21 protein-coding genes are annotated in these 25,190 nt (G+C 55.1%); 14 read left to right on the top strand and 7 right to left on the bottom strand.

Going from position 1 to position 25,190, the window contains the following annotated elements:
• The first annotated feature begins 5 nt into the window (after nt 1–5).
• The 9 genes from kdsC (at nt 6) to npr (ending at nt 6,022) form a co-directional block, all read left to right on the top strand.
• Complete coding sequence (gene kdsC, locus AC6I8V_RS02435) at nt 6–572, top strand: 3-deoxy-manno-octulosonate-8-phosphatase KdsC (protein ID WP_497844356.1); 567 nt, start codon at nt 6–8, stop codon at nt 570–572.
• Nucleotides 569–1,147: an LPS export ABC transporter periplasmic protein LptC gene (lptC, locus tag AC6I8V_RS02430; RefSeq protein ID WP_497844355.1), complete on the top strand. Its 579-nt coding sequence runs from the start codon at nt 569–571 to the stop codon at nt 1,145–1,147. The genes kdsC and lptC overlap by 4 nt, the downstream gene beginning before the upstream one ends.
• On the top strand, nt 1,116–1,670 hold the full coding sequence (gene lptA, locus AC6I8V_RS02425) for a lipopolysaccharide ABC transporter substrate-binding protein LptA (protein WP_497844354.1): 555 nt from the start codon (nt 1,116–1,118) through the stop codon (nt 1,668–1,670). Before lptC ends, lptA begins: the two co-directional genes overlap by 32 nt.
• Nucleotides 1,671–1,675: 5 nt before the next feature.
• The gene (lptB, locus tag AC6I8V_RS02420; protein WP_497844353.1) at nt 1,676–2,401 is read left to right on the top strand and encodes an LPS export ABC transporter ATP-binding protein; all 726 of its coding nucleotides are present in this window, start codon (nt 1,676–1,678) and stop codon (nt 2,399–2,401) included.
• Between the two features lie 48 nt (nt 2,402–2,449).
• Nucleotides 2,450–3,883 (top strand): RNA polymerase factor sigma-54, encoded by a 1,434-nt coding sequence (rpoN, locus tag AC6I8V_RS02415; RefSeq protein WP_497844352.1) that lies wholly within the window; start codon nt 2,450–2,452, stop codon nt 3,881–3,883.
• Between the two features lie 21 nt (nt 3,884–3,904).
• Nucleotides 3,905–4,192, top strand: coding sequence for a ribosome hibernation promoting factor (gene hpf / locus AC6I8V_RS02410; protein ID WP_497844351.1), 288 nt, complete (start codon nt 3,905–3,907; stop codon nt 4,190–4,192).
• Between the two features lie 171 nt (nt 4,193–4,363).
• The gene (gene ptsN, locus AC6I8V_RS02405; protein ID WP_200864665.1) at nt 4,364–4,846 is read left to right on the top strand and encodes a PTS IIA-like nitrogen regulatory protein PtsN; all 483 of its coding nucleotides are present in this window, start codon (nt 4,364–4,366) and stop codon (nt 4,844–4,846) included.
• Nucleotides 4,847–4,898: 52 nt separating this feature from the next.
• Nucleotides 4,899–5,753, top strand: coding sequence for an RNase adapter RapZ (rapZ, locus tag AC6I8V_RS02400; RefSeq protein WP_343554232.1), 855 nt, complete (start codon nt 4,899–4,901; stop codon nt 5,751–5,753).
• On the top strand, nt 5,750–6,022 hold the full coding sequence (gene npr, locus AC6I8V_RS02395; protein ID WP_013507653.1) for a PTS phosphocarrier protein NPr: 273 nt from the start codon (nt 5,750–5,752) through the stop codon (nt 6,020–6,022). The genes rapZ and npr overlap by 4 nt, the downstream gene beginning before the upstream one ends.
• A gap of 5 nt (nt 6,023–6,027) precedes the next feature.
• On the opposite strand, the gene mtgA is transcribed toward npr, so the two are convergent.
• Together mtgA and arcB are read right to left on the bottom strand one after the other, a co-directional pair.
• Nucleotides 6,028–6,750, bottom strand: coding sequence for a monofunctional biosynthetic peptidoglycan transglycosylase (gene mtgA / locus AC6I8V_RS02390; RefSeq protein ID WP_497844350.1), 723 nt, complete (start codon nt 6,748–6,750; stop codon nt 6,028–6,030).
• A gap of 896 nt (nt 6,751–7,646) precedes the next feature.
• Nucleotides 7,647–9,980 carry an aerobic respiration two-component sensor histidine kinase ArcB gene (gene arcB / locus AC6I8V_RS02385; RefSeq protein WP_497844349.1) on the bottom strand — a complete coding sequence of 778 codons (2,334 nt, stop codon included), beginning with the start codon at nt 9,978–9,980 and terminating at the stop codon, nt 7,647–7,649.
• Between the two features lie 901 nt (nt 9,981–10,881).
• Between arcB and AC6I8V_RS02380 the strand changes: the two genes are divergently transcribed.
• Together AC6I8V_RS02380 and AC6I8V_RS02375 are read left to right on the top strand one after the other, a co-directional pair.
• Complete coding sequence (locus AC6I8V_RS02380; RefSeq protein ID WP_497844348.1) at nt 10,882–16,413, top strand: glutamate synthase-related protein; 5,532 nt, start codon at nt 10,882–10,884, stop codon at nt 16,411–16,413.
• Between the two features lie 92 nt (nt 16,414–16,505).
• Complete coding sequence (locus AC6I8V_RS02375; RefSeq protein WP_497844347.1) at nt 16,506–18,263, top strand: sulfite reductase subunit alpha; 1,758 nt, start codon at nt 16,506–16,508, stop codon at nt 18,261–18,263.
• Nucleotides 18,264–18,301: 38 nt separating this feature from the next.
• Here the strand turns inward: AC6I8V_RS02375 and sspB are convergent, their stop codons facing one another.
• The 5 genes from sspB to zapE all read right to left on the bottom strand — a co-directional run bounded on the left by sspB (nt 18,302) and on the right by zapE (nt 21,960).
• Nucleotides 18,302–18,787, bottom strand: a complete 486-nt coding sequence (gene sspB, locus AC6I8V_RS02370; protein WP_497844346.1) for a ClpXP protease specificity-enhancing factor — start codon at nt 18,785–18,787, stop codon at nt 18,302–18,304.
• Nucleotides 18,788–18,790: 3 nt separating this feature from the next.
• Complete coding sequence (gene sspA, locus AC6I8V_RS02365) at nt 18,791–19,432, bottom strand: stringent starvation protein SspA (protein WP_497844345.1); 642 nt, start codon at nt 19,430–19,432, stop codon at nt 18,791–18,793.
• 327 nt (nt 19,433–19,759) lie between these two features.
• Complete coding sequence (gene rpsI / locus AC6I8V_RS02360) at nt 19,760–20,152, bottom strand: 30S ribosomal protein S9 (RefSeq protein WP_013507645.1); 393 nt, start codon at nt 20,150–20,152, stop codon at nt 19,760–19,762.
• A 15-nt stretch (nt 20,153–20,167) separates the two neighbouring features.
• A complete protein-coding gene (gene rplM / locus AC6I8V_RS02355) occupies nt 20,168–20,596 on the bottom strand; it encodes a 50S ribosomal protein L13 (protein WP_013507644.1) in 429 nt (142 codons plus the stop codon).
• 236 nt (nt 20,597–20,832) lie between these two features.
• A complete protein-coding gene (gene zapE, locus AC6I8V_RS02350) occupies nt 20,833–21,960 on the bottom strand; it encodes a cell division protein ZapE (protein WP_497844344.1) in 1,128 nt (375 codons plus the stop codon).
• A gap of 184 nt (nt 21,961–22,144) precedes the next feature.
• Here zapE and zapG point away from each other — a divergent pair, with 184 nt between their 5' ends.
• The 3 genes from zapG to degS all read left to right on the top strand — a co-directional run bounded on the left by zapG (nt 22,145) and on the right by degS (nt 25,174).
• Entirely contained in the window at nt 22,145–22,546 is a 402-nt protein-coding gene (gene zapG / locus AC6I8V_RS02345; RefSeq protein ID WP_497844343.1) for a Z-ring associated protein ZapG, read from the top strand.
• A 106-nt stretch (nt 22,547–22,652) separates the two neighbouring features.
• Complete coding sequence (gene degQ, locus AC6I8V_RS02340; protein ID WP_497844342.1) at nt 22,653–24,026, top strand: serine endoprotease DegQ; 1,374 nt, start codon at nt 22,653–22,655, stop codon at nt 24,024–24,026.
• An 86-nt stretch (nt 24,027–24,112) separates the two neighbouring features.
• Complete coding sequence (gene degS, locus AC6I8V_RS02335) at nt 24,113–25,174, top strand: outer membrane-stress sensor serine endopeptidase DegS (RefSeq protein WP_497844341.1); 1,062 nt, start codon at nt 24,113–24,115, stop codon at nt 25,172–25,174.
• The last annotated feature ends 16 nt before the right edge of the window (nt 25,175–25,190 follow it).

Here is a 25,190-nt window from a genome sequence, read left to right as displayed (position 1 = left end):
AGAATATGAGTGTTGAAACGGCTGCGGTGGAAACCTGCTATGGTCCGGTAAGCGCAGAAGTAATGGCGCGCGCGGCACAGATTCGTCTGCTGATTTGTGATGTTGATGGTGTGATGTCGGATGGCCTGATTTATATGGGCAACAGCGGCGAGGAACTGAAAGCCTTCAACGTGCGCGATGGCTATGGCATTCGTTGCCTGCTGACCTCCGGCATTGAAGTCGCTATTATTACCGGCCGCAATGCTAAATTGATGGAAGATCGCTGCAAAACCCTCGGCATTACGCATCTTTACCAGGGACAATCGGATAAGCTTTTGGCCTGGCGGGAACTCCTGGATAAACTGTCATTATCAGCCGAACAGGTCGCGTATATCGGCGACGATCTTATCGACTGGCCGGTGATGGCGCGCGTGGGTCTGAGCGTTGCCGTTGCCGATGCACACCCGATTCTGCTGCCGCGCGCGCATTATGTCACCCGCATTGCCGGTGGACGCGGCGCGGTCCGTGAACTGTGCGATTTGATCTTAATGGCGCAGAACAAATTTGAGGATGCCAAAGGGCAATCAGTATGAGTAAAAGCAGGCGTTGGATAACGCTGATTCTGGCCTTAATCGCTCTGGTGCTGATTGGCTGGAATCTTACCAACCAGGATGAAAGCAAAACGCCGGTGGCAACCAACGAGCAGGAGCCAACCTATACCAGCGAAAAATCAAACACCGTGGTGTACAACCCACAGGGTGCGCTGGCCTATAAACTGATTTCGGATAAAGTGACCTACTTTGATGCCGATGAACTGAGCTGGTTCGATAATCCGGTGATGACAACTTACGACGTGAACAAAGTCCCGACCTGGTCTGTTCGCTCCGATAAGGCAAAGCTCACCAAAGATCGTATGCTTTATCTTTACGGCCACGTTGAAGTGAACACGCTGACGCAGGATTCGGAGCTGCAACGCATCAAAACCGATAATGCGGTGGTGAATCTTGTTACTCAGGATGTCACGTCGGACGATCAGGTCACCCTTTATGGCCGCAGTTTTAACTCTACCGGCATGAAGATGCGCGGCAACTTACGGACAAAAAATGCCGAGTTGATTGAAAAGGTCAAATCCTCATATGAAATCCAAAATGCACAAAAACAGCCTTAAGTTACTGCTGGTCAGCGCCCTGTTAGCAACCAGCCTTCCTGCGCTGGCGTTGACGGGAGACTCGGACAAACCCGTTAATATTGATTCCGCCAATCAGGCACTGGATCTGCAAGGTAATGTCGCCACCTTTACCGGCAATGTCATCGTTACTCAGGGTTCCATCAAAATCACCGCTGACAAAGTGGTGGTAACCCGTCCTGGTGGCGACAGCAAAAAAACCATTGTCGATGCCTGGGGCAATCCCGCCACCTTCTATCAAATGCAGGACAACGGTAAGCCGGTGCAGGGTCATGCCGCCAAGCTACACTACGAGCTGGCTAATGACTTCGTTGAGCTGACCGGCAACGCCTACATTGAGCAGCTGGATAGCAACATCAAAGGCGATCGCATCACCTATCTGGTGAAAGAGCAGAAAATGCAGGCCTACAGTCAGGGCCAGAACAAACGCGTGACCACCGTGCTGGTGCCGTCGCAGTTGCAGGATAAAAACGGTTCGTCCCAGAGCCAAAAAAAGAGTAACTGATTTCTATGGCCACACTGATCGCTGAAAACCTGGCGAAAGCCTACAAAGGCCGCCGCGTGGTAGAAGACGTTAGCCTGCAGGTTAAATCCGGCGAGATCGTCGGCCTGCTGGGTCCAAACGGGGCCGGTAAAACCACCACCTTCTACATGGTGGTGGGCATTGTGCCGCGCGATGCCGGCCGTATCGTGATTGACGATGAAGACATCAGCATTCTGCCGCTGCATGCCCGTGCACGCCGTGGCATTGGTTATCTGCCACAGGAAGCGTCGATCTTCCGCCGTCTGAGCGTCTATGACAACCTGATGGCGGTACTGCAAATCCGTGAAGATCTCACCGAGGAGCAGCGTCAGGATCGCGCCAACGAGCTGATGGAAGAGTTTCACATTGAGCACCTGCGCGACAGCATGGGCCAGGCGCTCTCCGGCGGTGAACGCCGTCGTGTGGAAATTGCCCGTGCACTGGCCGCCAACCCCAAATTCATCCTGCTGGATGAGCCTTTTGCTGGTGTGGACCCCATCTCCGTTATTGATATCAAAAAAATCATTGAGCATCTGCGCGATAGCGGGCTGGGCGTTCTGATCACCGACCACAACGTGCGCGAAACCCTTGCCGTTTGTGAACGCGCTTACATCGTCAGCCAGGGGCATTTGATCGCTCACGGCACGCCCGATGAAATACTTGCAGATGAGCAGGTTAAGCGTGTTTATTTGGGCGAAGAGTTCAGACTCTGATAAGGTGTCGTAACACCCGACGTTTGCTTAGGAAATTCAATCCGGATTATGAAGCAAGGTTTGCAACTCAGGCTCAGCCAACAGCTGGCGATGACACCCCAGTTGCAGCAAGCAATCCGCTTGCTGCAACTCTCTACGCTTGAACTCCAGCAGGAATTACAGCTTGCGCTGGAAAGCAATCCGCTGCTTGAACAATCAGATGTACATGAAGAAGTAGACGCTCGCGAATATCAGGAAAATGAAGCGCTCGACACCCGTGAAGCGCTTGAGCAAAAGGACATGCCGGAAGAACTGCCGCTCGATGCGACCTGGGATGAGATCTACACCGCCGGGACGCCTTCCGGGACCGGCACGGATTATCAGGATGATGAACTGCCGGTATATCAGGGGGAAACGACACAGTCGCTCCAGGATTACCTGATGTGGCAGGTTGAACTGACCCCTTTCACCGATACCGACCGCGCCATTGCCACGTCGATTGTCGATGCCATCGACGACACCGGTTATCTCACCGTCACGGTTCAGGATATTTGCGACAGCATCGGCGATGAAGAACTGACGCTGGAAGAAGTTGAAGCGGTGCTGAAACGCGTACAGCGTTTCGATCCAGTGGGTGTTGGCGCACGCGATCTGCGCGACTGTCTGCTGGTGCAGCTGTCGCAATATGCGGCCGAGACCCCGATGCTGGCTGAGGCGCGCTTAATCGTCAGCGAGCATCTCGACCTGCTGGCTAATCACGATTTCCGCAGCCTGATGCGTGTGACGCGTCTGAAAGAAGACGTGCTGAAAGACGCGATGTTGCTGATTCAGTCACTCGATCCACGTCCGGGACAGTCGGTTAACACCAGCGAACCCGAATATGTCATCCCCGATGTGCTGGTACGTAAAATCGGGATACGCTGGACGGTGGAACTGAATGCCGATAGCGTGCCACGACTCAAAATCAATCAGCATTATGCGGCCATGGGCGGTGCGGCGCGTAATGACAGTGACAGCCAGTTTATCCGCAGTAATTTACAGGAAGCCAAGTGGCTAATTAAGAGCCTGGAGAGCCGCAACGACACGCTGCTGAAAGTGACACGTTGTATCGTCGAGCAGCAGCAGGCGTTTTTTGAGCAGGGTGAGGAGTACATGCGTCCAATGGTGCTGGCGGATATCGCTCAGGCCGTGGATATGCATGAATCCACCATTTCCCGCGTTACCACGCAGAAGTATTTACACAGTCCGCGTGGCATTTTTGAACTGAAATATTTTTTCTCCAGCCATGTTAATACCGAAGGTGGCGGCGAAGCCTCATCAACGGCGATTCGTGCACTGGTGAAAAAATTGATCTCTGCGGAAAACCCCGCAAAACCCTTGAGCGACAGCAAACTGACCTCCATGTTATCTGAACAGGGCATCATGGTGGCCCGCCGTACGGTTGCTAAGTATCGCGAGTCTTTGTCCATCCCGCCCTCGAATCAGCGCAAGCAGCTGGTTTGAACGTATTGAGAAGGAAGACCTATGCAGATAAACCTTACCGGACTGAATGTTGAGATTACCGAACCGCTGCGCGAGTTTGTAAATAGCAAATTTGCCAAACTGGAACACTATTTTGATCGTATCAATCAGGTCTATATTGTTCTGAAAGTGGAGAAGGTAACGCAGATTGCTGATGCAACGTTACATGTGAACGGTGGAGAGTTGCATGCGACATCGGAAGCGGAAGACATGTACGCGGCCATTGACGGATTGATCGATAAGCTCGCCCGTCAATTGACTAAACATAAAGACAAACTGAAAAAACACTAACCTTCACGCTTGCAGGGTGCTGACCGGTTCGGCACTCAGAGCACAGAATGGGGCGGGCTGACCGCCCCGTTTTGTCATCTGCGCAAGCGCCAACAGGAGACTGCATTTTTCCCGACATCGGGGTAAAGTGGGTGATCCTCGCGGCTATGTGAACTCGCAAGTGAAACGATGATGAACAACGATCTGACACTGGAATTGAGCTCGGTCCTCACGCTGGACTGCACCCGCAGCGGCGTACACTGCCAGAGTAAAAAACGTGCGCTGGAAATTATCAGCGAGCTGGCAGCGAAGCAGCTCAATCTGCCTCACCAGACGCTTTTCGAAGCAATCCTCACCCGTGAACGCATGGGCAGTACCGGTATTGGCAACGGCATTGCCATTCCACATGGCAAGCTGGAGGAAGATACTCTGCGCGCCGTAGGCGTGTTTATCAGCCTCGATCAGCCGATCGCCTTTGATGCGGTCGACAATCAACCGGTAGACCTGCTGTTTGCGCTATTGGTGCCGGCAGACCAGTGCAAAACCCATCTTCATACGCTATCGCTGGTGGCAAAACGCCTGGCGGATAAAACAGTCTGCCGTCGTCTGCGCGCCGCGCAGAGCGATGAAGAACTGTATGCCATTATCACAGAAGCTCAGGAAGACCATCCTTAAGCGAGAGACACTTTTACCGGCCTAAGTGCCGGTTTAAAACGGGAGAAATGTGATGGTGCTGATGATCGTCAGCGGTCGGTCAGGCTCAGGAAAATCAGTCGCGTTACGTGCACTTGAGGACATGGGTTTTTACTGTGTTGATAACCTGCCAGTAGTGCTATTGCCGGAACTGGCCAATACGTTAACCGAACGCAATATCTCTGCCGCCGTCAGCATTGACGTGCGCAACATGCCCGAATCGCCGGAGATTTTTGAAACTGCTCTCAATAATCTGCCGGACTCCTTTTCGCCGCAGTTGCTGTTTCTCGATGCCGATCGCAATACCCTGATTCGCCGCTACAGCGACACCCGTCGCCTGCATCCGCTATCCAGTAAAAACCTGTCACTGGAGAGCGCAATCGATGAAGAGAGCGATCTGCTGGAGCCGCTGCGCTCGCGTGCCGATCTGATCATCGACACCTCTGAAATGTCAGTGCATGAGCTGGCTGAAATGCTGCGCACGCGCCTGCTGGGCAAACGTGAGCGCGAGCTGACCATGGTGTTTGAATCCTTTGGCTTCAAACATGGCATTCCGATTGATGCCGATTACGTCTTCGACGTGCGTTTTCTGCCCAACCCGCACTGGGATCCTAAACTGCGCCCCATGACCGGTCTCGATCGTCCGGTTGCGGCCTTTCTCGATCGGCATACCGAGGTGCATAACTTTATCTACCAGACACGCAGCTATCTTGAGCTGTGGCTGCCGATGCTGGAGACCAATAACCGCAGCTATCTCACCGTAGCAATCGGTTGTACCGGTGGTAAGCACCGTTCGGTGTACATCGCCGAACAGCTGGCCGACTACTTCCGCTCGCGTGGTAAAAATGTGCAGTCCCGTCATCGCACCCTGGAAAAACGCAAATCATGACCGTGAAGCAAACCGTTGAGATTCGTAACAAGCTGGGTATGCACGCGCGCCCGGCCATGAAGTTGTTTGAACTGGTGCAGAGTTTCGACGCTGAAGTGCTGCTGCGTAATGAAGCGGGTACGGAAGCCGAAGCCAGCAGCGTCATTGCGCTGCTGATGCTTGATTCAGCCAAAGGCGGTCATATTGAGATTGAAGCCAGCGGCCCGGAAGAGACCCAGGCGCTGGCGGCGGTGATCGAGTTATTTGAAGCGGGCTTCGATGAAGACTGACGGCTTCAGTGCAATTTGTAGCGGTTAAGAAAACCTTCCCCGCCCAGTTGACGCATCTGGCGCAAAATCCACTGCTGGCGCTGACGAATGTAGCCTGAGGGTGCGTCGGCGCGGAAACGAATCGGATTGGGCAGCACCGCCGCCAGCAATGCCGCTTCTGACATCGTCAGACGGCTGGCGGGTTTGTGAAAATAACGCTGCGACGCCTCTTCCACACCAAACACCCCGTCGCCAAATTCGGCGATATTCAGATAAACCGTCAGAATCCGTCGCTTCGTCCACACGGTTTCAATCCCCACCGTCAGCCCGGCTTCCAGCCCTTTACGCATCCAGCTGCGTCCGTCCCACAGGAACAGGTTCTTCGCGGTTTGCTGCGACAGCGTGGAAGCGCCGCGCATCCGTTCATCGCCATCATTATCCAGCACCGACTGAATGGCCTGAACGTCAAATCCCCAGTGAACCGGGAACTTCTGATCTTCGGAAGCGATAACCGCCAGCGCCATCCACGGCGAGATCTCATCCATGCTGACCCAATCCGAATGGGCGACGTAGTCAAAGCGTCCGGTCAGCCAGGCGCCCAGCTGCCGTTCCACCATCACCGCGGAAAAAGGGACCGGGAGAAAGGAAAATAACAGGATCCCCGCCAGCCACAGACCCAGCCAGGCAATCAGGCATTTCGCTATCAGGACTTTAATGCGTTGCCACAGTTTCCCTTTATTCTTACTCATGAAATTTTCTCTTACCTGTTCCCTGTATTAATCAATCACTCAGGTCACGATAGCACTCGTCTGCCCTCGATCGCTAAATTTAACCCAATGGCCCGTTGGTTTGTCATACAGAGTCATTCCCTGCGCAACCAACGTTCCTTTAATAGAGCCAAATACATCAAGCACTTCCGCCGTAAAGGAATCGGTTCCATGGCTGAATTCTCATCAGAAGACTTCCTTATGAACACTTAACCTAATGTGATATGGCCCACATGAAATGATTCACGATGCTTAACATTAACATTTCATTGTGTTTGAACTGGCTCATTGATAAGCGAGAGTATTCTGAAAAAAATGTGTAAATTCGCACCAGATAGTCTGCTCTGCTGGCCGCTTCTGGTTAAGCATTTCTCATAGCATTTGGTTTACATCTCACACTAAAACCTTGATCTGGAACTTTCTGCTGATGGTTTCCAAAACGTTTTGGATAACCTGATGATTTCAGCCCTATTCACGCCATATTTCATGGGGTTACCATAAAAAAAGCCTGATTTTTTGCTGCAAACAGACTTTCATTGTGGTTGCCGGGTTTTTCAGCCGCGTCAACACGTTAAATCCGCACAGAAAACAGAACATTTGGTCAAAATTAATGCAATGAAGCAAAGAAATTGATTCCTTGCTTGACTGTGTCAGCAAATTAATGTTTTCTGTATTTAAACGCTGCTCAACATCACACAATTTAATGAATCTTGTCACAAGTTGTGATGAATTTGCTAAGGTGGTTTTGAAGCGTTAACCAATACCACGCTGTTGCTCAGGATAGACCTCAAATAATAGCAGCAGTGCCCATTTCCCTGGTGTTGGCGCAGTATTCGCGCACCCCGGTTTCGACTGGGGTCATTTTTTTCTAAATCCCGTTACTTTTCCCGCGCTGCTACCCACTCACGTAAAACATTAACGTCGTGCTGCCATTCCTGTTTTAGCTCATCAATCCATTCCTGCACGTTGTCCCACCACGCTGGCAGTTCCGGCGACTGAATCTGTTTCGCCAGCTTTTGCAAATGCAGCAAACCAACCGAACCGGCGGCACCTTTAATTTTATGCCCCTCTTCGGCAATGCCTTTCTGGTCACGCGCCATCATGTTGGAATCCAGCACGTCGAGATAACCTGGCATCATCTTTTCAAACATCGCCAGGCTTTGGGTAATCAGCCCCGGCCCCACCAGCTCGATGTATTGCTCCAGCATCGGCACATCGAGCAGCGCGAGGGTTTTCTCTTCCGCCGGCATCGCAACCGGCGCATCGGCGTCAGCCTGATAATCCCAAAACTTTTTAATCATTGCGGTCAGAGCCGGAACCGCCAGCGGCTTGCTCAGCACATCATCCATCCCGGCGTCGAGGTACTCTTTTTTGTCCTTCAGTACGTTGGCGGTCAGTGCCACCAGCGGCGGCAGCATCTCGCCGGTATGGCGCTGATGAATAGCGCGCGACACGTCAAGGCCAGTCATATCCGGCAGCTGGATATCCAGCAATACCAGGTCAAACTCCTGCGGATCGAACATCTCCAGCGCAGCGGTGCCGGTCATCGCCACCTCCACGCTGCAACCGAGCTTCTCCAGCACCGAACGCGCCACAATCACGTTCAGCTCAATATCCTCCACCAGCAGCACATGCAACGCTGGCAGCGGCATATGGTCGTCGAGGTTGTCATCCTCAACCTCCTCAGCAACGCGAGGCGCCTTGATCTCCACAATGAAGCAGGAACCCTGCCCCTGGACGCTACGTACGCTGATATCGCCGCCCATGGCCTGTGCCAGGCGTCGTGACACCGCCAGCCCGATACCGGTGCCGGTGGCTGGCTTACCGCCGTTCTGATCTTTGACCTGGTAATACATGGCGAAAATTTTGTCCTGCTCCTCCTGCGGAATCCCCATCCCGGAGTCTTCCACTTCAAAGCGCAGGGTTTCATCCTGACGATAAGCCACGCGCACCACGATTTCGCCCTGCTGGGTAAACTTCACGGCGTTGCCAATCAGGTTCCACAGGATCTGACGCAGGCGCGTGCCGTCGGCAGAAATTTTATGCGGCAGCGGCAGCTCCGGCGCCATCACAAACTTCAGCCCTTTCGGCTGCGCCAGCAGACCGGAGAGGTTCTCCAGATCGGCGAGGAAACCGGTGAAATCGAGCGGCTGGTTATCAAGCTGCACTTTGCGGCGCTCGATTTTGTCCACTTCAATCACGTCATTAAAGATATTGCCCAGCGTAATGGCCGACACATGGATGGTTTTCAGGTATTTGAGCTGCTCCTGGTTGAGATCGGTATCCAGCAGGATGCGGCTCAGCCCTACGATGCCGTTAAGCGGCGTACGCAGCTCGTGGCTGATGGTTGAGATAAAGGTGGTCTTCTCCCGGCTGGCGTTCTCCAGCGCGTCCTGATAGCGCTTACGCTCGGTAATATCGCGTCCGAAGCCCATCAGGCCACTGCGTTTCCCTACGCGGTCGTAATACGGCACCTTACGGATTTCAAAACAGGCTTTGCGACCGTCGGGATATTGCAGCCACTGCTCATACGTCAGCGACACATTATGGCGGAACACCTTCTCATCCGTTTCCAGCACCTTGGTGGCGGCATCTTCGTCGTAGATATCACGCGGCGTCAGGCCAATTAGCTGTTTTTCGCTCAGGCCGGTCAGCAGTTCCATGGCGCGGTTACAGCCGGAGAATTGCTTGTCGATATTGCGGTAGAACACCAGATCTGGCGATGCATCAAGGAAGGAGCGCAGGAAGGAGGATTGTTGTTCCAGTTCGATCTGCGCCTGCTCACGACGCGCCATCTCTTCACGCAGCTTATCCATCACCTGCTCGCGCGCCTGCTCGGCTTTAATACGATCGGTGATCTCCTGGTTGAGCTGGGTAATGGTTTCTTTCATCTGCTGATTCAGTTCGAGGTCGCGCGTGCGCATCTCCTCCAGCTTGTCCACCAGCCGTGACAGGCGCTGGCGCGACTCTTCCAGTTGATCAACCACCACCGACAGAAAATAGACCGCCCAGGGGGTAATCAGCAGACCAAAGAATACCGAGCGCACCACGTCGATGCTCTCAACATGACCACGCAATACCATGGTGACAGCCATCTGCACCACCATCGCCAGCACCACCAGCGCCGAAGCCAGCAGCAGCGAGAACCGCACCAGCCCCAGTTTGACCATCAAATCAACGTAGTACTGCGCTAAAAGACGAATCTGTTTCATTACACGCTCCCTGAACGAAATCTGGCTCATGATAGCGTAAATATCTGCAATACGCGCCCGTTGGCCGCGCCATATCAGCGGGGTTTTGCCCTGTTATGGTGCATGACGCGACGATTTCGCCGACGTTCATGCGTTTATGCGTAAAGCGCTTGACTAATTCTGCCAACTGAATAATCTGGTGGGCCGCGCTTTTGCGGGCCATTTCTCAGCACCCCGTGCGAATCAATACCCTGGCAGCCATATTGTCCGATGGTTGCTGTTCCTTTTTGCATATCCATTCAACTTAAGCGATGTTTTAAGCACGCCCGGCATGATTAATTTTACTAATGACACCCCCCCTTCTGATTCAAATATGACGCCATAAGAAAAACAGATACATCCTGTGCATGAAGTGGTCCGTACAGCATTTTATGCTGAAAACTTATCTATCCCCAGCATGGTGCAGCAATATGATGGCTGCACCACAGTGAGACGGCTCACACTTCCTGCGGGTTTGTGTGGGTGCACACTGACAACTATTTGCGAAAATAAACGATAAAAATCATATAATTAACCCACAAAAAAGCATATTACCCTCAATAAAGCTGGCTATTTGACCTGAGTACGCTTTCCCGATAAGTTGGAATTCCGCTGGAAGCTTTCCTGTCGGGCCAGTGTCTCGGCATATCTATGCAGCAAGAAGACTCCCTCTAGATGCAAGTTATCTCCAGTTAAGAGACCCGGATTTAAGAGCAGCTCATCAAGGACGTCCATACTGTTTCTTGAGAGGAAATGCTCGGTGTTGCGACGCCCGCTCATTGCCGAGCGAGTAGAAATTGATACAGCGCCTGTGAGCTGACTCAGAGTGCTCTGTGCTTGAAATAATGCAGGTAATGTCAAAAGCAGTTTAAGGAGACCCTCAATGTCCACTCAAAAACCTTATCCCTATGGCTTGTATGACCCATCAGCTGGCAGTGATAGCTGTGGTGTAGGTTTCATTACCCGTAAGGACGGCGAGCAGACTCATGAGATCCTGCAGATGGCGCATAGCGCACTGTGCACAGTGCCGCACCGTGGCGGGATGTCCGCAGAAGGCGTGGGCGATGGCGCGGGCGTAAACGTCGACCTTTCCCTGCACTTCTTCCGCAAAATCACCGGTCAGGCGCTGGAAGCAGGCCGTTTCGGCGTCGGTAACTTCTTTGTACCGAAAGATGCCGAACTGCGCGCCAATGCGGAGCGTCTGGTTGAAGAGACGCTGGCAGCCTATAACTTCCCGGTGCTGGTGAAACGCGACATGCCGCTCGACGGCAGCGTAACGCGCCCGGCCGCGCTGCAATTCCAGTTGCCGATCGTGCAATGGGTGTTTGCTGCCCCGCAGGACATCACCAGCCAAAACGAATTTGAGCAACGCATCTATCGTGCGCTGCTGGACATTGAGGCGCAGGCGTTCACTGAAAGCGAATTTGGCGGCCTCTATCCGCTGTCGCTCTCCTCGCGCACCCAGGTGTTTAAAGCCCGTCTCAACTCCAATGAAGTGATCCCGTACTTCAAAGATCTGACCGATGCGGATCATCAGGTGCGCGGGCTGTTCTTCCATACCCGTTTCTCCACCAACACCGATCCGCACACCACCATGGCGCAGCCGTTCCGCCTGATGGCGCACAACGGTGAACTGAACACCGATCGTAAAAACCGCATTGCCGAATCGGCACTGGCGCTGGCGCGCGGTAAGAAAATCGTGCGTCCGAAAGGTCAGTCAGACAGCTCACGTCTTGACCAGAGCATCCACAGCCGTCTGATGGAAGATAATCTCGACCTGATCAACGCCGTGGTCTCCATGATGCCGCCCGCCTGGGAGAACGATACTTCGCTCTCCACCGAGGTGCGCGCCATGCTGGAATACTTCTCCCTGTATGAAGAGAAGAACGATGGCCCGGCTGCCCTGATCTTTGGTAACGGCGAAGTGATCGGCGCGCGTCTGGACCGTCTCGGTCTGCGTCCGCTGCGTTCCGTCGAGACCGCCGAATATATCGGTGCCATGTCAGAAGCGGGTCAGATTGCTTTCCCGCCAGAGAGCGTCCTGCGCCGCGGTCGTATCGAAGCGGGCGGTATGCTGTATTACGATCACAAAGAAAAACGCTCCTACACCACCGTTGAAGCGCTGGAAAAACTGGCCGCTGAGAAAGATTACCCTGCCCTGCTGAGCGCTGCGCGTATCAGCCTGCAGGACCTGCCGGAAGTCCCGGCGGAGATCCTCGGCTCACCGCTGCGCTACCGCGGCGACCTCAAAACCTATCAGCGTTTTGTGGCCTACTACTACAACCAGGAAAGCTTCAAATTCATGATGGACCCGATGCTGCAAACCGGCGCTGAGAAGATCTCGGCCATGGGTTACGGCAACGCCATCAACGGCCTGTCCGATCATGAAGGCGGCATGGCGCACTACTTCTCACAGCGCTTTGCGCAGGTGACCAACCCGCCGCTCGATTCCATTCGTGAAGCGGACGGCATGACGCTGCGCGTGGCGCTGGGTGCCAAACCGCATCTGGGCCGCAGCAAAGGCCAGCAGATTGTGGTGCCTACGCCGATCCTGACGCACCTTGATATGCTGCGTCTGCGCGAGCAGAAAGTCGCGCCCTACCAGCGCTTCGAAATGCTGTATGAGCCGGTGATCGGCAAAGACATCGTCAGCCGTGCCGCCAACGCCGCGGCGCTGGAAAAAGCCATTGACGACCTGGCGCAACAGGTTGTGGATTTTGCCCGCCAGCAGGGCGGCATCGCCGTGCTGACTGACCGCCATATTTCCTCGACTCATGCGGCAATCCCGATGCTGCTGATGGTTTCCGCCATCAACCAGCGTCTGGTGCAGGAAGGTCTGCGCCTGGATGTTTCGCTGGTCGTTGAAAGCGGACAAAGCATCTCTTCACACCATATCGCAGCTGCGCTGGGCTTTGGCGCGTCCGCCATCTATCCGCTCGGCGTGCAGATGCGTGCCGAAGAGAAGTTTGGTGAAGGCGAAGAAGGTAACAAAGCCTTTAAACGCTATGCCAAAGCCGCAGAAAAAGCGCTGATGAAAACCATGGGCAAAGTGGGCCTGTGTACCGTAGAAAGTTACAGCTGCGGTGAATTCTTCGAACCGAACTTCCTTGATACCGAAGATCCGGTGCTGAAAAAATATTTCCCGAATATCAAAACCCCGGTTGGCGGCGCAGGCTTCCCGGCTATCGCCCAAATGGCGGTGGACTGGCATCAAAGCTCGCTGAAAATCCAGGGTGAAGCGGAAGTGCCGTTGCTCGGCCTGTTTAAAGAACGTGCTGAAGGCGCCGGTCACTCCTACGGCACCATCGCGGTGCGTACCTTTATTGATATGACGGAGCAGCCGATTCGTTTTGCTGATAAAGCACGCGAAGAGGACAACTTTATCCGTCTGATGACGCTGGCCAAGCTGGATAACGCCTTCAATATCAAAGCCGAAGCCTTTAAAGACAGCAGCTTTGAGCGTATCCCGAACGACGTCATCGATAGCTTCGCCATCACGCCGGATTACCGTCAGTTCTCCAGCCTGATGTACGCCGAACGTAAACGTCGTCCGGCCGCGCTGCGCGACATCCTCGCCTTACCGGCGGATTTGACGCACGTTGACAGCGAAGCCGAATTTGGCCGCAAGCTGGGGCGTTATTCGCTGGTGAACAACGGCTTCGCGACGCGTGGTCTGCAATGTGAAGCGGTGGAAGGCAGCCTGAACCAGTTTACCCTGCGTCTGGTTGATGCCATCGCTGGCCTGAAGCCGGAAAGCGAGCGTCTGGCGGCGCTGGCGCGCGCGCTGAAAACCCGTTTTGCTGACGATATCGAAAACAGCGACGTGGCAAATGGCGCGCTGCATATCACCGCCTACGGCAAAGCGGCAGAGTATCTGTCCCGCATCTTCACCGCCCTGCCTTCGCTGCCGCTGGAAGAGATTCAGCCTGCGCACGAAATTACCCGTACCTTCGCCTCCGGTGCGATGAGTCACGGCGCGCTGGTCGCCCCGGCGCACGAGGCAGTCGCCCACGGCACCAATATGGTGGGCGGCATGAGTAACTGTGGTGAAGGTGGCGAACACTATTCACGTCACGGCACCATCCGCGCGTCACGTATCAAACAGCTGGCATCCGGTCGCTTTGGCGTCTGGGCGGCATACCTCGCCGATCCCATGCTGGAAGAACTGGAAATCAAAATCGGCCAGGGAGCAAAACCTGGCGAAGGTGGTCAGTTACCGGCAGCGAAAGTGACGGTTGAGATCGCCGCAGCGCGTGGCGGTACACCGGGTGTTGAGCTGGTTTCACCGCCGCCGCACCACGATACCTACTCCATCGAGGATTTGGCGCAGCTGATCCACGACTGTAAAGCCGCGCGCGTACGCGTCATCGTTAAGCTGGTGTCGTCCGAAGGTATCGGCACCATCGCGGTTGGCGTGGCGAAAGCGGGCGCAGACGTGATCAACGTCGCCGGCAACACCGGTGGTACCGGCGCAGCGTCGGTAACCAGCCTGAAATACACCGGCCGCGTGGCTGAAATCGGGATCGCTGAAGTCCATCAGGCGCTGTGTGCCAATGGCCTGCGCGACAAAGTCCAGCTGCGCTGCTCCGGCGCGCAGCAGACCGGCAGCGACGTAATCAAATCGGCTCTGCTCGGCGGCGATAGCTTCGAGTTCGGCACCACCGCGCTGATGATGCTGAAATGCGTGATGGCGAAAAACTGTAACGTCAAATGCCCGGCCGGTCTGACGACCAATGCCGAAGCCTTTGATGGCGACCCGCGTCAGCTGGCGCAGTATTTCATCAACGTGGCGCAGGAAGTGCGTGAATTCCTCGCCCGCCTCGGTCTGCGTTCACTGCGCGAAGCGCGTGGCCGCTCTGACCTGCTGCACCTGATGGATCACCCGCTGGAAGTCGGCAAGCTGGATCTGCGCGCCATGCTGACCGTGGTGCCAGAGCAGAAGATCGCGAAACCGGTCTATCTGGAAAAAGATTTTGAACTGGATGATGGCTGGCTTGAGCAGCTGAAAGATCAGCTGGTAGCCAAAGGCAGCCGTGAAATCGCGCTGGGCGCAGGCATCACCCTGAACAACCGTAACAAGAGCGTGGGCGGTCAGCTGGCAATCGATATCGAACGTATGCTGAACCACGAGCTGTCGGCGCAGCAGCTGGCAGCCATCCCGGCGGCGATGAAAGACGATCGCGGCCGCCGTTATCTGGCCCCGGCCACGGTTCTGGTGCATACCTCCGGTTCTGCGGGTCAGTCGTTTGGCGCATTCTGCAACGACGGTATGCAGATGAAACATTACGGCACCTGTAACGATGGCGTCGGCAAAGGTCAGTGTGGCGGCGAACTGGTGGTGATGTCACCGGGCGGCGGCGCACAGGACAGCGACGGCAACGTGCTAATCGGTAACTTTGCGCTGTTTGGCGCAACCGGTGGTCGTCTGTTTGTGCAGGGCCAGGCCGGTGACCGTTTCGCCGTACGTAACTCAGGCGCCACCGCCGTCGTTGAAGGCGTGGGTGACTTCTGCTGTGAATATATGACCAACGGTGCCATTCTGAACCTCGGCACCTTCGGCAAAGGCTTTGGCAACGGCATGAGCGGCGGTTTTGCCTACCAGTACGACCCGTACGGTGCGCTGGCAGCACACGCGGCGGGTGACTCCGTGCTGTTTGGTTCTATCGCTGACGAAGACGAAATGGCGAAAGTGCACAAACAAGCGGTGCTGACCATGCTGAACTGGCATCTGGAAGCGACCAACTCGCCGCGCGCCGCCTGGCTGCTGGCGAACTGGGAAACCGAGTGTCAGCACTTCGTGTATGTGATGCCGCGTTCGCTGCTGCTTTATCAGGACGGCGGTGAGATTCTGAAGGCCAAATCGCGTAAGGATCTGCTGGAAGAACTGTCAACGTCGCTGGCGGCGCATCAGGTGGCGAAGTTCAAATCCGCCTGGCGTGCTGGCAAAACCATTGCTGACGGCGCAGTACCGGCTTATGGTGCCACCGACACGCTGGAGATGTTCGTTCTGCTGAATAACTACACCGTGCTGAGCTTCGCGCAGCAACTGGCGCTGAGCAAGCTGCCGAAAGGCACTTCGGTGGAAGATCCGGCAGTCGAGAAAGCGGTACGTAACCTGCTGATGACGGAAGATTTCTCGCTGGTGAGCAAGCTGCAACGTCACGCACGCGCCGCTATCGAGAACTACAACGATGACGAACTGGCGAGCCTGATCGCATCGAAACGTATGTCGGATTACAAAGCTGCACTGACGCAACGCAACATCCGCTCGATGGACAGCCTGGCGACCTACGGCTGGATCATCTATCAGGACGCCTGCAACCGCGAGGTGCTGGGCCATCTGCCTGATTTCGAAGAGTTGTTTGCCCGTGCTGCATTGCCGGAAATCGCAGCGGCTGTCGGAAAATTATCCTGATAGCTGCATCTGTACCCTAAATACTGTGGGAGAGGCCGTCCGGCCTCCCTTGCTGCTGAACATGACATGAACGGGATTGAGTAAAAGTACCCATGAAGATTCCTTACATTCCTGAAGATGCACCTTTTAACGGTGAGCAGAAATACTGGCTGGCGGGCTTTCTCGCTGGTCTCCACTCACGCCTGTTGGTGTTAGAAGACAAGCAGCAGGCGGCGCCGAGCGCCGGTGCTGCCACCACCACTCAGCTGCATATCCTGTTCGGTTCACAGACGGGTAACGCCGAGGCGCTGGCCCAGACGGCCGCTAAAGCCGCGCGTGCCAAAGGTCTGGTGCCGGTAGTTCAGGCGCTGGGTGAAGTGGATATTGATGTGTTCGCTACCATGCGTCATGTGTTGATCGTCACCTCGACCTATGGCGAAGGCGAAATGCCGGATAACGCCCAGCTGTTCTGGCAGGCTATTTCTGCCAGCACCGCGCCGCGTCTGGAGCAGATGCACTTCGCCGTGCTGGCGATTGGCGATACCGGTTACGACGGCTTCTGCCAGGCCGGTAAATTTATCGATATGCGCCTTGAGCAGCTGGGTGCGAAACGCGTGGTTGACCGTATCGACTGCGACATTGATTACGAAGAACCCTCCAGCGAGTGGATTGGCGGCGCCATGCCACAGTTCGCCGCCAGCGCGGGCAGCAGCGGCAATGCGCTGGAAAGCGCACCGGAAGCCCCGGTTATCCCAGGCAGCAACAAACAGAACCCCTACGCCGCAGCGCTGGTGACCAACAAGCGCCTCTCGGGCGAGCAGTCGGGCAAAGATATCCGTCACTTTGAGTTCGACCTGACGGACAGCGGACTAAAGTACGAAGCGGGCGACGCGCTGGGTGTAATCCCGGTGAATGATCCTGCGCTGGTGACGCTGCTGCTGACCCAGCTGAATGCCGATTATGAAACGCCGGTGCCGGGCTTTGACCGTAATCTCGGCGATCTGCTGACTTATCAGTTCGAAATTTCCGAGCCGTCGCGCAAACTGATTGAGTGGGTGGGCCAGAACACCACCAACCAGGAGCTGCGCCACGTATTGCAGCACGACGATAAAGATACACTCGGCGTGTGGCTGTGGGGCAAGGACACGCTCGATCTGTTGCAGCTGGAACTGACGCGCAGCCTGTCGGTGCCGGAACTGGTTGCCATGCTGCGTCCGTTGCAGCACCGCGCCTACTCCATTTCGTCCAGTTCGAAGGCGCATCCGAATCAGGTGCATCTGACCATCGCCTCAGTGCGTTATCACAGCGGTGGCCGTGCGCGCAACGGCGTGTGCTCTACCTATCTGGCTGAGCGTGTGCGTCGTGGTGAGAAGCCTGCGATCTTCATTTCGCCGAACAAAGCGTTCCGCGTACCGGCTAACAACAATGCGCCGCTGATCATGGTCGGTCCGGGTACCGGTATCGCTCCGTTCCGCGCCTTCCTGCAGGAACGTAAGTCTACGGGCGCAGAAGGCAAAAACTGGCTGTTCTTCGGCGACCAGCATCAGGAACACGATTACATCTATCAGGATGAGCTGAACGAGTGGCAGCAAAGCGGCCTGCTGACTCACCTCGATCTGGCCTTCTCACGCGATCAGGAAGAGAAGATTTACGTGCAGAACCGTATGCTGGAGAAAGGCGCGGAGCTGTATGCCTGGTTGCAGGAAGGGGCTTACTTCTACGTGTGTGGTGATGCATCACGCATGGCGAAAGATGTCGACTCAGCGCTGTATGAAGTGGTGCGTCAGTTCGGTGGCCTTTCCAGCGAACGCGCGGCGGCCTACATCGACCAGCTGAAGAAAGACAAACGCTATCTGCGCGACGTCTACTAAGACGCGGGCATAAAAAAACGGGCCATCTGGCCCGTTTTTTATTTCACTACCCGCAACGACGGTCGACCACCACGCGGCGGCGGATCGTCATCAGGCGAGTTGTCTTCGTCAGAAGCATCATCCGGACGATCGCCATCAATCACCGACATCATGGTCTCTTCCTGACCTTCCAGTTCTTCCTGGGCGGCCAGCTCGTAAGCCGGTTCCGGTTCGAACATGGTGCCTGCGCCGTTTTCACGGGCGTAGATCGCCAGGATTGCCGCCATCGGTACTGAAACCTGACGCGGTACACCACCGAAGCGTGCGTTGAATTGCACGTGATCGTTACCCAGTTCAAGATTGCCGACAGCACGCGGCGCAATGTTCAGCACAATCTGACCATCGCGCGCGTATTCGAGCGGCACCTGTACGCCAGGCAGATTGATATCGACCACCAGATGCGGCGTCAGCTGGTTGTCCAGCAACCAGTCATAGAACGCGCGCAGCAGATAGGGACGACGGGCGGTTAATTGCGACATTTCCATAGATTAGCCCCGGGCTTGAAGGCGCATTTCACGTTCTGCTTCGGTCAGCGAAGCGAGGAAAGAGTCACGTTCAAATACGCGGGTCATGTAGCCTTTCAGCTCTTTTGAGCCTGCGCCAGCCAGTTCAACACCCATAGACGGCAAACGCCACAGCAGCGGCGCCAGGTAGCAATCAACCAGGCTGAACTCTTCGCTCATAAAGAACGGCGTACGTGCGAACAGCGGCGCAATGGCCAGCAACTCTTCACGCAGTTGTTTACGCGCAGCATCGGCTTCTGCACCGGTGCGGGTTTCAATGATACGCATCAGGCTGTACCAGTCCTGCTCAATGCGGTGCATCATCAGACGGCTTTCGCCACGGGCAACCGGATAGACAGGCATCAGCGGCGGATGCGGGAAACGCTCATCAAGGTATTCCATGATGATGCGGGATTCATACAGCGTCAGTTCACGATCTACCAGGGTAGGCACTGTGCGGTACGGGTTGAGGTCAATCAGATCCTGCGGCAGGTTATCCGTTTCAACCTGCTCGATCTCCACGCTGACGCCCTTCTCAGCCAGCACAATACGTACCTGATGGCTGAAAATGTCAGTCGGACCAGAAAACAGCGTCATTACCGAACGTTTGTTGGCAGCGACAGCCATGAAAACCTCCAAGTTTGTTCACAAAAAATTACTGCGAATAGCCAACCACACGGCGACTCACCTGCTCATCAGATTCGCACACAGCCAGCATTTGCGGCGTTTTTCGGCCATCCTGGCAGAAATAACCCCCACAACGCTCCGGCTTGCGGGCGCAAAGTGACAGTCAGTTTACCAGATTTTAAGCAGCTTGTGGGGCGAGGAAAGTGATTTGCAGGCAAAATGCGGGTAAAGCTCGCGTTTTTGTGGCGGCAATCCCTGTCCTGAGAAAGCAAAAAACCCGCCGAAGCGGGTTTCCTGTGCCAACTGTGTCTGCCGAAGCAGCAACAATTAACGTTTGGAGAACTGCGGACGACGGCGTGCTTTACGCAGACCGACTTTCTTACGTTCAACCTGACGCGCATCACGGGTAACGAAGCCCGCTTTACGCAGTTCTGAACGCAGAGACTCGTCGTACTCCATCAGAGCGCGGGTGATACCATGACGGATCGCGCCGGCCTGACCAGAGATACCACCACCTTTAACGGTGATGTACAGGTCCAGTTTACCAACCAGATCAACCAGTTCCAGCGGCTGACGCACGACCATACGTGCAGTCTCGCGACCGAAATACTGCTCCAGAGAGCGCTGGTTAATTACGATGTTACCGCTACCCGGCTTGATAAAGACGCGAGCGGATGAGCTTTTGCGGCGACCAGTGCCGTAGTTTTGAGTTTCAGCCATTGCCTGTAATCCCGATTAAATGTCAAGAACTTGCGGTTGCTGCGCCGCATGGTTGTGCTCGTTGCCTGCGTAAACTTTCAGTTTACGGTACATAGCACGACCCAGCGGGCCTTTCGGCAGCATGCCTTTAACCGCGATTTCAATCACACGCTCAGGACGGCGGGCAATCATCTCTTCGAAGGTCGCCTGCTTGATACCACCGATGTGACCAGTGTGGTGATAGTAAATCTTGTCGTTACGCTTGTTGCCAGTTACAGCAACTTTTTCTGCGTTCAGAACGATGATGTAATCACCGGTATCAACGTGCGGAGTGTATTCCGCTTTATGCTTACCACGCAGACGGCGCGCCAGTTCAGTCGCCAGGCGACCCAAGGTTTTGCCAGTTGCGTCAACAACATACCAGTCACGTTGGACGGTTTCTGGTTTAGCTGTAAAAGTTTTCATTGAAAAGCTTACCCAAATAAAGTTACACGTTGGTGAAATCCCAAACGCTATGTTAACGATTGAGGCTCACACGACCATTTCGCCCAGCAAGCCCACCCCCTCAGGTAGAGTTACCGGATCACAAAGGTTCCTGGGAAGAAAAACCTTTGCCGTAACGTGGGGTCGCAAGATTATAGAGAAGTCGCTATAAAAGATCGAACTTTTTTACGCCCCACGTCAGGTTTTTTGCACTGCCCTCAGGGCAAGTGCGGCAGACGCAGATACTCTTCGCTCTGCATCTCCTGTAAACGCGACAGGCAGCGCTGATATTCAAACTTCAGACGCGTGCCCTGGTAGATCTCAAACAGCGAGGTCTCCGCTGCCACCACCAGTTTCACATGACGTTCGTAAAACTCATCGACCAGCGCGAGGAAACGACGCGCCTGATCTTCCGTCTTATAAATCATCACCGGCACATCATACAGCAGCACGCTGTGGAAGCGACGCGACAGCTCAATATAATCATGCTGGCTGCGCCCTTCGCCGCACAGCGTGAGGAAATCAATCGCCAGCACGCCATCATTCACACCCAGCGTCGGCATACTGCGATGGTTAATCTCCAGCACCGGCGCCTCGCCGCGCGCTTTACCTGACAACGCACGGAACATGCGCTCCATCTCGGCATGGGTGGCATCGTTAAGCGGGAAATTCCACAAGTGCGCCGAGGTCAGGGTACGCAGACGGTAATCAATCCCGGCATCAACGTTCATCACATCGCAATGGCGCTTAATCTGCTCAATCGCGGGCAAAAAACGCGGGCGCTGCAAACCGTTGCGATAAAGATCGTCTGGCGGAATGTTGGAGGTGGCAACCAGCGTAATTCCGCGGTCAAACAGCGCTTCCATCAAAGTGCCGAGCAACATGGCGTCGGTGATATCGGAAACAAAAAACTCATCGAAGCAGAGAATGTCAGTTTCGGCTTTAAAGCGATCGGCGACAATCAGCAGCGGGTCACTGTGCCCCTGCAACTGCGTCAGTTCTTCGTGCACGCGCAGCATAAAACGGTGAAAGTGCAGACGTAATTTGCGGTCGCCAGGAATAGACTGAAAAAACAGATCCATGACCCAGGTTTTGCCACGCCCCACCCCGCCCCACATGTACAGGCCGCGCACCGGCGCTTCTTTACTGCTTTTCTCTTTATTCATCAGCTTAGAAATACGGCCAAACAGACCTTTGCTGGCCGGCGCCGCCGGTTGCTGGCGCGCCAGCAATCCTTGCTGAATGGTATCTAAGCGGGTAATCGCTTCCCGTTGTACGTCATCCGGGCGAAATTCGCCCTGCGACAGCGCCTGCTCATAGCGTGCAAGCGGAGATGAGGTTTGCATTGTTCTCTCAGAGTCCCTGAAAAAGTCCGATTCACGTGTCGGTTGTCGAAAATTAGGCCGCTCTACACTAAGCGATGCCGCTCCAGAGTTCCACTTCCAATAGATTAACGGGTATAGTGACTACTATTGAAGTTGAAACAGAAGCAATGCCCTACGAAGCAACGGAAATTACACGGGAGTCATTATGACCTGGGAATACGGGCTGATTGGTTTAGTGATTGGCATTATTGTCGGCGCGGTCGCAATGCGTTTTGGCAACAAGAAACTGCGCGAACAGCGCACCATGCAGTATGAACTGGAAAAATCCAAAGCAGAGCTGGCGGATTACCGCGAAGAACTGACTAACCATTTTGCACGCAGTGCGGAACTGCTGGATAACATGGCGCGTGATTACCGCCAGCTGTACCAGCATATGGCGAAAGGGTCTAACGACCTGCTGCCTAATCTGCCTGGCGAGAAGAACCCGTTTGCCTACCAGCTGACGGAAGCGGAAGCGGATAACGATCAGGCGCCGGTTCAGATCCCGCGCGATTACTCCGATGGCGCATCCGGCCTGTTACGTGGCGAACGCGCACCGCGCAATTAATCTTTTGGGGCACAGCGACGCTGTGCCCTTTTTGTTTACCGAACCCTTGCCCCAAACAACTGTCACACGTTTTTAATCCCCTTTTCACAGCGAGAGCGTTGTAGCAATGAAAAAACCAGCACGCCTGTTAAGCGCATTAGCCTTGAGCATTGGGATGAGTCTGGCCGCCGCACCGAACGCGCTGGCAACTCTTCCGGCACAAATCCAGGGGCAGGCACTGCCGAGCCTGGCACCGATGCTGGAAAAAGTGTTGCCCGCCGTGGTCAGTGTGCATGTGGAAGGCACCGAGACCAACGCGCAGGGGCAGGATCTGCCTGAGCCGCTGAAACGCTTCTTTGGTCAGATGCCGGGGCAAAACCAGCAGCCGCAGCCTTTTGAAGGACTCGGTTCCGGTGTGATCATCGATGCCGCTAAAGGTTATATCCTCACCAACAACCATGTGGTCAACGGCGCCGACAAAATCAGCGTTCAGCTGAGCGACGGCAACGAATATGACGCAAAACTGATTGGTCATGACGAGCAAACCGATATCGCGTTGATTCAGGTGCAGGGGGCGAAAAACCTGACGCAGGTGAAAATCGCCGACTCCGATACCCTCAAAGTGGGTGACTTCGCCGTGGCGATTGGCAACCCGTTTGGCCTGGGTCAGACTGCCACCTCCGGTATTATCTCGGCGCTGGGTCGCAGTGGCCTGAATCTCGAAGGGCTGGAAAACTTTATTCAGACCGATGCCGCCATCAACCGCGGCAACTCCGGCGGCGCGCTGGTTAACCTTAATGGCGAGTTGATTGGTATCAACACCGCGATTCTGGCCTCCAGCGGCGGCAATATCGGTATCGGTTTTGCTATCCCGAGCAACATGGCGATGAATCTCGCGCAGCAGCTGATTCAGTTTGGCGAAGTCAAACGCGGACAGCTCGGCATCAAAGGCACTGAGATGACCGCCGATATGGCGAAAGCGTTTAACGTGGATGCGCAACGCGGCGCATTCGTCTCTGAAGTGTTGCCAAAATCGGCGGCGGAAAAAGCCGGGATCAAAGCGGGCGATATCATCACCTCGATTAACGACAAGCCGATCACCAGCTTTGCCGAACTGCGGGTGAAAATCGGTACCACACCGCCGGGCCAGCAGGTGAAACTTGGCCTGCTGCGCGATGGCAAGCCGATCACCGTTGACGTCACTCTGGAACAAAGCGCGCAGAGCACCGCCAGTGCGCAGCTGCTCTCTCCGGCCTTGCAGGGCGCAACCCTGAGCGATGGCGCCACCAAAACCGGTGATAAAGGCGTGAAAGTCGACGCCATCACCAAAGGCACACCGGCTGAGCAGGTGGGTCTGCAAAAGGATGATGTGATTATTGGCGTGAACCGCAACCGGGTGGAGAGCCTGGCGGAAATGCGCAAAGTGCTGGAGGCAAAACCGCCGGTGCTGGCGCTGAATGTGGTGCGTGGCGACGAAAGTATTTACCTGCTATTGCGATAATCCTCGCAACAGGCGGACAAGCAGGTGTTTGTCCGCCTTTCTCATGCTATTCTGCCCTGCGATCTTATCCGGCTTAAACTAACACCATGTTTCTTAAACTTTTGCGTTCTGTGGTGATGGGCCTGATTGTTGCGGGCATTCTGCTGGCAGCAATCCCAACACTCCGCATGGGCACCAGTGCCCTGATTGAACATGACAGCTCTGATGATGAAGCACCCTTCAGTTTTAATCCGGGTGTGCGCCGTGCTGTGCCTGCGGTAGTCAACGTCTATAATCGCAGCGCCCATGGCAACAACAATCGCGGCATCACCACGCTGGGTTCCGGCGTGATCATGAACGGAAAAGGCTACATCCTTACCAACAAACACGTCATCAATAATGCCGACCAGATTATCGTCGCGTTGCAGGATGGCCGCTTCTTTGAAGCGACGCTGGTAGGTTCCGACGCCATGACCGATCTGGCGGTGCTGAAAATCAGCGCATCGAATCTGCCGGTGATCCCGATTAACCCGAAACGCGTCCCGCATATTGGCGATGTGGTGATGGCTATCGGTAACCCCTACAACCTTGGTCAGACCGTCACTCAAGGCATCATCAGCGCCACCGGACGCGTGGGCCTCAGCTCCTCGGGTCGTCAGAATTTCCTGCAAACCGATGCTTCCATCAACCAGGGTAACTCCGGCGGAGCACTGATCAACTCGCTGGGCGAGCTGATGGGCATCAATACCCTGACGTTTGATAAAAGCAACGATGGCGAGACGCCGGAAGGGATTGGTTTCGCGATTCCGACCGTACTGGCGACCAAAATCATGGATAAGCTGATTCGTGATGGCCGGGTGATCCGTGGCTATATCGGCATTACCGGGCGCGAGCTGCCGCCGTTGCATGGTCAGGGCAGTACGCTTGATCGGGTGCAGGGCATCATCGTCAGCGAAGTGACGCCGGGTGGTCCTGCCGATCATGCCGGGATTCAGGCCAACGATGTGCTGCTGAGCGTTAACGGCAGACCGGCGGTTTCCGCGCAGGAAACCATGGATCAGGTGGCGGAGATTCGTCCGGGTTCAATCATCAATGTGCAGGTTCTGCGCAATGAGCAGAAAATGAATCTGCCGGTGACTATCGAGGAATTCCCGCAGAGCGGCAACTAAGCGGGGATTAACTTCT

Source organism: Pantoea sp. X-Soil-TKNS-1207, assembly GCF_059730485.1.
Note: the sequence above shows the minus strand (reverse complement) of the source record. Positions and strands in the feature narration are given on the sequence as shown.

Coding starts and splice junctions, on each gene's coding strand:
- lptC (WP_497844355.1), top strand. CDS start 569: ATGAGTAAAAGCAGGCGTTGGATAACGCTGATTCTGGCCTTAATCGCT.
- degS (WP_497844341.1), top strand. CDS start 24,113: ATGTTTCTTAAACTTTTGCGTTCTGTGGTGATGGGCCTGATTGTTGCG.
- rpsI (WP_013507645.1), bottom strand. CDS start 20,152: ATGGCTGAAACTCAAAACTACGGCACTGGTCGCCGCAAAAGCTCATCC.
- degQ (WP_497844342.1), top strand. CDS start 22,653: ATGAAAAAACCAGCACGCCTGTTAAGCGCATTAGCCTTGAGCATTGGG.
- lptA (WP_497844354.1), top strand. CDS start 1,116: ATGAAATCCAAAATGCACAAAAACAGCCTTAAGTTACTGCTGGTCAGC.
- rpoN (WP_497844352.1), top strand. CDS start 2,450: ATGAAGCAAGGTTTGCAACTCAGGCTCAGCCAACAGCTGGCGATGACA.
- npr (WP_013507653.1), top strand. CDS start 5,750: ATGACCGTGAAGCAAACCGTTGAGATTCGTAACAAGCTGGGTATGCAC.
- lptB (WP_497844353.1), top strand. CDS start 1,676: ATGGCCACACTGATCGCTGAAAACCTGGCGAAAGCCTACAAAGGCCGC.
- sspB (WP_497844346.1), bottom strand. CDS start 18,787: ATGGAAATGTCGCAATTAACCGCCCGTCGTCCCTATCTGCTGCGCGCG.
- rapZ (WP_343554232.1), top strand. CDS start 4,899: ATGGTGCTGATGATCGTCAGCGGTCGGTCAGGCTCAGGAAAATCAGTC.
- AC6I8V_RS02380 (WP_497844348.1), top strand. CDS start 10,882: ATGTCCACTCAAAAACCTTATCCCTATGGCTTGTATGACCCATCAGCT.
- zapE (WP_497844344.1), bottom strand. CDS start 21,960: ATGCAAACCTCATCTCCGCTTGCACGCTATGAGCAGGCGCTGTCGCAG.
- arcB (WP_497844349.1), bottom strand. CDS start 9,980: ATGAAACAGATTCGTCTTTTAGCGCAGTACTACGTTGATTTGATGGTC.
- sspA (WP_497844345.1), bottom strand. CDS start 19,432: ATGGCTGTCGCTGCCAACAAACGTTCGGTAATGACGCTGTTTTCTGGT.
- rplM (WP_013507644.1), bottom strand. CDS start 20,596: ATGAAAACTTTTACAGCTAAACCAGAAACCGTCCAACGTGACTGGTAT.
- mtgA (WP_497844350.1), bottom strand. CDS start 6,750: ATGAGTAAGAATAAAGGGAAACTGTGGCAACGCATTAAAGTCCTGATA.
- hpf (WP_497844351.1), top strand. CDS start 3,905: ATGCAGATAAACCTTACCGGACTGAATGTTGAGATTACCGAACCGCTG.
- AC6I8V_RS02375 (WP_497844347.1), top strand. CDS start 16,506: ATGAAGATTCCTTACATTCCTGAAGATGCACCTTTTAACGGTGAGCAG.
- zapG (WP_497844343.1), top strand. CDS start 22,145: ATGACCTGGGAATACGGGCTGATTGGTTTAGTGATTGGCATTATTGTC.
- kdsC (WP_497844356.1), top strand. CDS start 6: ATGAGTGTTGAAACGGCTGCGGTGGAAACCTGCTATGGTCCGGTAAGC.
- ptsN (WP_200864665.1), top strand. CDS start 4,364: ATGAACAACGATCTGACACTGGAATTGAGCTCGGTCCTCACGCTGGAC.